Below are 7617 nucleotides of genomic sequence, written 5' to 3' on the forward strand. Positions count from 1 at the left end.
GCCGGTGGGATCCGGCTCGTCGACGAGAAAAAACCCATACACCTTCGGATTGCCAAGGAAGGGGGTGACTTTGTCGATAAAGGACTGGGTCACGCCCTCGCCCTCGTTGAGCCAGACCATAGCCTTCGTGCCATCCGGCAGCTCATTGACCTGGTCGATGTATTGAACGTCGACCAGATTGAAACCGGCGCTTGCGACTTCTGTGGCGGACCCACCTGCTGCGAAATGAAGTGCCATCAATAATCCTTTTTTCTTAGCGCCCCGCGGTGCCTGCCTACTCGACGGCGTATATTAGCTTCAAATCACATACCCACACCCCTCTGATAGATTCGTTGATCACCAGCAGGATCGCCTCACGGAAGCAGAATTTTACTTAGGATCACCGCGATATTTCCAAGTAAAATTCTATTTTATTATCGTATACATAACCACGGGCGTTCAGACAAATTGGTCCGTTTTTCAGAATGGTCTTTCACATTGCTTATATGTGATCTGCATTCGATAGTGATTTTCTGTCGAGTAGTTTGCCTTTCAATAGGATTGTAGATGGAGTGTAAGCCGGTATTTCGCGAACATGCCTTGGTGATGCTGACCCGCTGAAGTGGCGCCACAGAAGTCGGATTTTCATTGCCGGCAACTAGAGTCCATGAATAGAACGGCAGCCAGAATAGCTTTTCTCTACAATATACACTTACCTGCGGGCAAATCTGACTGCGTTAAGCTAGGTGCTGAGCCAGGCCATGTTCTCTGGCGTCGCAACCCAATTTTCTGTGGACACACTGGGCAGGTGCTCGCTCATAACGATGTCATCCGCCAACGACATTGCCGATATCGGAGATGGTTAAGCTAGGTTGTCGCAGGCAGATTCGACCAGGGGCGGAAGTGACTGAGATGCTGTTCAACCAGCGTACAGGGGCACCGGCCCACGATCGGGATGATGCTCAGGCTGGCAAAGCACCGACCGAACCCAGACTGAGGTGACAACGGACGGTTATCGGAAGCGCAGTCCTTGATTGCCCCGCCCGCCGGCGAATGTGCCCGCAGGATTTTTCCTCAAGTTCGACGTGCAAACGATCCCGCCGCACCCCTCATTGCGCAGAAGGATATGCGCGTCGAGGAGGCCCGCCATACGGCCTCGGTAGCACACCTTGTGCAGGTCTTTGGCGTGGATTGCCTCGCCAAGTCGGAGACTTAGCTGCCTGATGCTCGCAAGGCCTTGATCCAAATGCGGTTTGCGTCATGCAAACAGACGAGGACAGTAGGCAAGCCTGCCCGTACCGTGACTTGGCATCCATACACGCAGAAGAAGCGAAACCAAGATCATGAAGGCAGAGTCAAAAGCCCGCCACTTCCCGCGATTCGGGGACGGCACATGGTCGGGAGAGACAGGATGAACCCGCATCTCGTGTGTGTGGGAGGCGAGGATCACGCCTTAAGAATTCCGTTCTTAATGTCGCTTCGCGAAAGGGGTTTTCGGGTCACCGCAGTCTCGAGTGGCGGTGAAACCGCGTTTTCGCGGCATGGCATTCCGCATCACCGCTATGGTTTCGACCGATTTGCCAGCGGCGGCAGCGGGGAGTGGGGCGCCATTCGAACGATTCGAAAATTAATGTCGGAACTGCGACCGGATGTTGTCCAAAGTTTCGACACCAAACCGAACCTGCTGACGCCACTTGCGGTGCGCGGGAAGGCTCCCGTCATCCGCACGATCAATGGTCTGGGCTGGACATTCTCGTCGCAGGAGCCACGGGCTCTGGCCCTGCGTCCAATCTTTTGCGGACTGCAATGGCTTACGTCCTTCTGGACGGCTGCGACGGTCTTCCAAAATCGGGACGATCAGGCTTTCTTCGAGCGCTATCGACTGATCCGACGCGGCAGCGGACGGCTGATCCGCAGTTCAGGAATCGACATCGATGCGTTCGCCATGGCAAGGCATCTTGCCCCTTCCGCGATGAAAATGCGCGAAGAGCTTGGGCTCCAATCCGCTGAAGTCGTAATTTTTGTCGGCCGGCTGACCCGCCAGAAGGGTATTCCGACACTCCTCAAAGCAGTCCCGCACATCCTGTCCAAAAGGCCCAATGCGCGTTTCGTGCTTGTCGGCCCATGGGAATCCGAGGGGCCATTTGCCGTCGACAAATCGGACATCGATCGATATGCCCCCCATGTCATCGCCTTAGGCCCACGACGCGATGTTCCAGCCCTTCTTGGCATAGCCGATCTGTTCGCCTTTCCAACACAATATCGGGAAGGGATTCCGCGCGTCCTGCTCGAGGCCGGACTGGCGGGATTGCCTATCGTCGCCTCAAGGATGCCTGGCTGCAATGACGTGGTTGAAGACGGATGGAACGGCTATCTCGTCCCACCGCACGATGCCGATGGCCTTGCGGCTCGAATAGTAGACATCCTGTCCGACCGCGATCACGGAAAGATCATGGGCGGTCGTTCCGTCGAACTCGTCCGGGAGCAGTTCGCGCTGCCGTGGGTAGTCGACCAATATTGCGATCTTTACAAAAACGTCCTTAGCGCCGAATCCAATGGCGGTCTTGCTCGACCGGCGCCATCGATCGTGCTGGAAGAGGATGCCGCAAGCCGCGGATTGGGTGGAGCGCGCCGATGATCCGGAACGCGTTGCTGGCCGGCGGTATTGCGATGGGCTATGCGGTGCAGCTCAGTGTTCCCGGTCTGCCCTTCGGATATACCGAATTGTTGCTAGCGCTCTGGATCATGCTGTCGATCGGGCGAGTAGTCATCGGTGGTCGGTTGGAGGCCACGCCGGCCCTATTCCGTCTCGCGACCTTCTGGCTGATCATGACGTTCACCCTGGCGGTCGGTGCGATTGTCGGCTTGCTGACCACGGCGGTCCTGGACCTCTCGGCGCCGATTCACGACATAATGGCCTACATGCTGTTGGCCAGCGTCACCTGTCTGGCCGCCGCGGAGCCCGACGCCGATCGCCAACTGCGCCGCACTGCCTGGTGGGCGATCGGGATAGTGAGTGCATGCTTTGTCTTTCAGCTGGCGCTTGGGTGGGGTTGGATCCACCAGCCCGGCGTCAATCCCTGGTTCTGGGATCGCTTCACCGGCTGGTCCGAGAATCCGAACCAAATTGCTATTTATTGCGCAATCTTTGGTCCGCTGGCTTTGCATCTTGCTACGACCACAAGCAGTCCATGGGGGAGGGTGATCGGGTTCAGCAGCCTTGTTCTGACCGTCTATGTCGGTAGGCTGACAAAGAGTGATGCCTATCTTCTTACAGGCGTCCTGACCTGCCTGATATTTCTAGGACTGCGGGTTCGGACATGGCTCACGACCGGTGACAAGGGCAGCGTTTCCCGGCAAGTCGCCGTCCTCCTGATGGTCGGCTTTCTCCCCCTGGCGATGTCGATGACGCCCTACGTTCTCAGGGACATAAGCAGCATTGAAAATTTCGCCAAGAGCCTCAGCAAGGGGAGGGGCGGCGAGGATACCGCCGAAACCGCTACACTTCGCGTCAGGCTCTGGGGTAATGCAGTCTACAAGGGCGTGACGTCAGCGTCTCTTGGCCTTGGTCCTGGCCCGCATGTGGACCGCCCCTCGGTCGAATATCGGCAGTTTCTGCCCGAACCTTTCGAGGCTCACAACACGATCCTCGATCTATACACGCAAGGTGGTCTGATCGCGGTCCTGGCCCTGCTTTGGATCGTCGGCTCGGCGGCCATGTCAGCATGGCGTGCGAAGCTCGATGCCCTTTTTGCGCTGGTGGTGGCGATCATGATTTACGGGTTTCCGCACCTGATCATCCGCCACCCGATCGTTTGGTTTGCGCTGACCCTCTGCCTTGTTGCCGGAACGCCGCGAGCAGTGTGGGCTACTTCTAGTGAAACTTCCAGGGACTTGGGGTGACGGAATGTGTGGGGTTGCCGGAATCCTTCTTGCACCCGATGCGGCCAGTGCGAAGCCGCTGAGGGCTATAACGCAAATGACGAAAGTTCTTCGTCACCGTGGGCCTGATGGCGACGGCTTCTGGACAGATCGTGAAGCCGGCGTTGCCTTCGGCCACAGGCGTTTGGCCATCGTCGACTTGTCAGAGGCGGGACACCAGCCGATGCATTCGGCGACTGGCCGATATATCATCACCTTTAACGGCGAAATATACAATTTCCAGGATCTGCGCCGCGAACTTGAAGGCGCGGGCCATTGTTTCCGCGGCACCAGCGATACCGAAGTCATGCTGTGCGCGATCGAGAATTGGGGACTCGACACCGCACTCAAGCGCTTTGCCGGCATGTTCGCGTTCGGATTGTGGGACCGGAGGACGAGGACCCTTCATCTCGCCCGCGACCGAATGGGCAAAAAACCGATCTACGTTGCTTCAACACGCGTCGCACTGGTTTTTGCCTCCGAGTTAAAGGCAATCAACCGTTTTCCAGATTTCCGTCAGGAGATCGATCTCGATGCGGCGGCGGCGATGCTGTCGAGGGGATGGGTACCGGACAACAGGTGCATCTGGCAAGGCGTCTTCAAGCTGCCACCCGGCTCGGTTCTGTCCCTGACGGCCGCAGATTTCGCCAACGCGCGCAGTGCCGGGTCCCTTTCGAACCGCATCCGACAATGGTGGTCGCTGGCCGAGGTTGCCGAGAAAGGTCGGCAGGAACCAATCGCCGGCACCGATCAAGAACTGACAAATGAACTCGACAAGCTGCTGAGACTTGCCGTTCGGCAACGCATGGTCGCCGATGTGCCGCTGGGCGGCTTTCTATCTGGCGGCGTCGACAGCTCCGCTGTTGTAGCCCTGATGCAGGCTCAATCCTCAAAACCGGTGCGCACGTTCACGATCGCATTTGGAGAAGGCGGGTTTGATGAGGCACCCCACGCCGCTGAGGTCGCCCGGCATCTGGGCACCGACCATACCGAACTTCACCTTTCGCCCGCCTCCGCGCGCGATATCATCTCAGAACTGCCGCAGACCTGGGACGAGCCGTTTGCAGACGAATCGCAGATACCAACTCTGCTCGTGGCGCGGCTGGCTCGCCAGCACGTTACGGTGGCTCTGTCGGGCGACGGTGGCGACGAATGCTTCGCCGGTTACGCTCGCCACCTCATGGCGGCCCGAGCAAAACGACAGCATGAGCTGCCGTTGCCGCTGCGTCAGACGCTTGCGACAGCTGTTGGATTGCTGGCCCGTGCAGCCCGTCACGAACTCGTCAGCAAGCTGCCGCTTTCAGCGCATGCGCGGCATGCGCTGCGCAGCGACCGGCTGGATCGCCTGGCTCGGCTGCTCGCCGCGGCAGATGAGGATGAGCTGTATGAGCGGCTTAGGGGATCATCGACCGAGAACCTCACCCATCACAGGCCGCCCATATCGATCAATGGTGCGCCGCAGCTGGATGGTCTGCTGTCACGTCTCCTGTACGAGGACATGGTCGGCTATCTGCCTGGCGACATACTGGTGAAGCTGGACCGCGCCAGCATGGCTAACAGCCTTGAGGGCCGATGCCCGCTTCTCGATCATCGGGTTGTCGACTTCGCCTGGCGGCTGCCGGCGGACGTAATGGTTCGCCGCGGCAGGGGCAAGTGGATACTTCGTCAGTTGCTGCATCGCTATGTTCCGGAGCGGCTGATCGACCGGCCAAAACATGGCTTCGACGTCCCTATAGCAGTCTGGCTCAGAGGGCCGCTGCGTATCTGGGCCAGCGATCTGCTCGCCGACATGCGCCTGTCCGGGGACGGGATCTTCGACTTTGCAAAGGTGCAGACGTGCTGGCGAGATCACTTGGATGGAAGGCAGGATCATTCTCGTGATTTGTGGGCGGCGTTGATGTTCCAGGCCTGGCGCGACGAGGCCCGTCGGCCACCGGCGCCCGCAACGGACCTGTATCGTGTACTCGAACCGGCAGGAGTATAAAATGGAAGGTTCCATAATCAGCCGCAAGCAACTTCCGCGCGCCACTGAGATGCACGTAACCGCGCACGAGACCAAGCCGCGCATGAGGCGGCCGCTGCGCGAGCAGATGGACGCGCAGAGTTCAGTCCATCAACTCCTCATTACCATCACGAGGAGAAAACGGTTCCTGCTCGCCATGGTGGTTCTGGGCGGTGTTTTGGCCGGGCTTGCGGGTTTTGCTGTCCCTGTCCGGTTCGAGGCGAGTACGCAAGTTATTCTCGATGCTCCAAGCAGGAATGGGCCCGCCGGCGCGGTACCTGCTCCGGAGATGCTGGATGCCAGCATTGACGACAATATAACCATGCTCTTGTCGCAAGGAAATCTGCGTCGCGTGATGGCAGAGCTGCGCAAGACGGAGTTCGGCGGCACCGCCGAACAAGGTGATGCCGGAACTGGAAGTGCTCGTCCCGACCCTGCTCGCGGCGGCCGGCCGATTTTGCGCTCATTAGTAGACGGCCTGCTGGCCGGAATTTGGCCGCAGGGCAAGCCGGAAGCTGCGGATGCGGCTGAACTAAAGGCATTGCGAAAGGGCATGAGGGTTGGGCAGGAACTGCGATCGAGAGTTATCAGCATAGGCTTTACCGATCCCGATCCAGCGCGAGCCGCTATGGTGGCTAATACGTTCGCCCGATTGTATATCGACGATCTCGCGAAGAGACGCCAGGCAGCGGATAGACTGGAACTCACCTCGATAGTCGCGGCTCTGCCGGGCGTACAACGCGATCTGGCAGCAGCGACCGATCGTCTGGAAAAGTATCGGCTGAGCCATGGTGCAGTCGACCAAGGTGCTGCGGACAACGCCGCCAAGGAGACAGCTGAACTCAGCCAGCAGATTTCCTTGTCGAAAGCGGATCTCTCCGCCACGGAATCTCGCCTTCAACATATTCAGGAGCTGCGAAAGGAGGGGGCATCGGTCGCCTCGCTGGCTCAAGCTATCCGATCACCGGCGCTGGCCGACCTGGCGGCTCGCCAGGCCAATGACACGGCAGATAAAAATTTGAGCGATGCGATCAACCGCGAGATCGAACAAGAGACCGCTCGTCTCGCTGCCGAGGCCAGCATCTACCGGGCCCAGATTGCAGCTCTGGAAAGTCGCAAGAATGTGCTCGACGCGGTTGTGGCCGATACGGCCGGCCGGCTGTCCGGGCTGCGTGCACTCGAGCCGCAGGTCAGTATCTTGACGGAACGATACAACCAGCTTCTGACCCAACAACAGGACTTGATACGGCGCATCGCAACTCCTTCGGCCGGAGTGTCGGTCCTTTCGGCGGCATGGCCGCCGACGGTTCCTAAGACCCTGTCGCCGATTTTCCTTATTCCACCTGGTATGGTTGTGTTTGGGCTTCTTGGCGGGGTCTTCGTTGTCGTTCGCAACCGCCTCGATCAGACTTTGCGGGGCGAGGCCGAAGCTGAGGCAGCGCTCGGGGTTCCGTGCTTGGGGCTGATACCACAAGCGGCCACAATGCACGCCAAACGGCTGAAGCAGCTGGTTTTAGGCCAGCAGAGGTCCAGATACAGCCGCGCCGTGACATCCCTGCTTGTCACCGCAGCACCCAAGCAAGCGAGGGATCGCTCGTCGCACATCATTCTCCTAACGTCCAGCGTCCAGGATGATGGCAAGACCGAGCTTGCATGGAGCCTGGCCTTGGCAGCCACCCGACTGGGGGGCCGAGTGCTTTTCCTCGATCTTGACC

At 59.0% G+C, this 7617-nt stretch carries 4 protein-coding genes and 1 pseudogene; 4 read left to right on the forward strand and 1 reads right to left on the reverse strand.

Features of this window, described 5'->3' with window-relative positions:
* Positions 1 to 237 (reverse strand): annotated as a pseudogene (locus tag EOA86_RS14145) (calcium-binding protein); the annotation flags it as partial.
* Between the two features lie 1153 nt (positions 238 to 1390).
* Between EOA86_RS14145 and EOA86_RS14150 the strand changes: the two are divergent.
* The 4 genes from EOA86_RS14150 to EOA86_RS14165 all read left to right on the forward strand — a co-directional run.
* A complete protein-coding gene (locus EOA86_RS14150; RefSeq protein WP_128342207.1) occupies positions 1391 to 2617 on the forward strand; it encodes a glycosyltransferase family 4 protein in 1227 nt (408 codons plus the stop codon).
* The gene (locus tag EOA86_RS14155) at positions 2614 to 3882 is read left to right on the forward strand and encodes a polymerase (RefSeq protein ID WP_127208682.1); all 1269 of its coding nucleotides are present in this window, start codon (positions 2614 to 2616) and stop codon (positions 3880 to 3882) included. Before EOA86_RS14150 ends, EOA86_RS14155 begins: the two co-directional genes overlap by 4 nt.
* A gap of 4 nt (positions 3883 to 3886) precedes the next feature.
* Complete coding sequence (gene asnB, locus EOA86_RS14160; RefSeq protein ID WP_128342209.1) at positions 3887 to 5884, forward strand: asparagine synthase (glutamine-hydrolyzing); 1998 nt, start codon at positions 3887 to 3889, stop codon at positions 5882 to 5884.
* Between the two features lies 1 nt (position 5885).
* A partial coding sequence (locus EOA86_RS14165; RefSeq protein WP_128342206.1) for a Wzz/FepE/Etk N-terminal domain-containing protein occupies positions 5886 to 7617 on the forward strand: 1732 nt, incomplete at its 3' end.

Origin of the sequence: Mesorhizobium sp. M5C.F.Ca.IN.020.32.2.1 (assembly GCF_004023105.1) — a bacterium.
GTDB classification, from domain to species: domain Bacteria; phylum Pseudomonadota; class Alphaproteobacteria; order Rhizobiales; family Rhizobiaceae; genus Mesorhizobium; species Mesorhizobium wenxiniae.

What these genes read in the sequence shown, in the direction of transcription:
- EOA86_RS14155 (WP_127208682.1), top strand. Translation starts at nt 2,614, where the DNA reads ATGATCCGGAACGCGTTGCTGGCCGGCGGTATTGCGATGGGCTATGCG.
- EOA86_RS14150 (WP_128342207.1), top strand. Translation starts at nt 1,391, where the DNA reads ATGAACCCGCATCTCGTGTGTGTGGGAGGCGAGGATCACGCCTTAAGA.
- asnB (WP_128342209.1), top strand. Translation starts at nt 3,887, where the DNA reads ATGTGTGGGGTTGCCGGAATCCTTCTTGCACCCGATGCGGCCAGTGCG.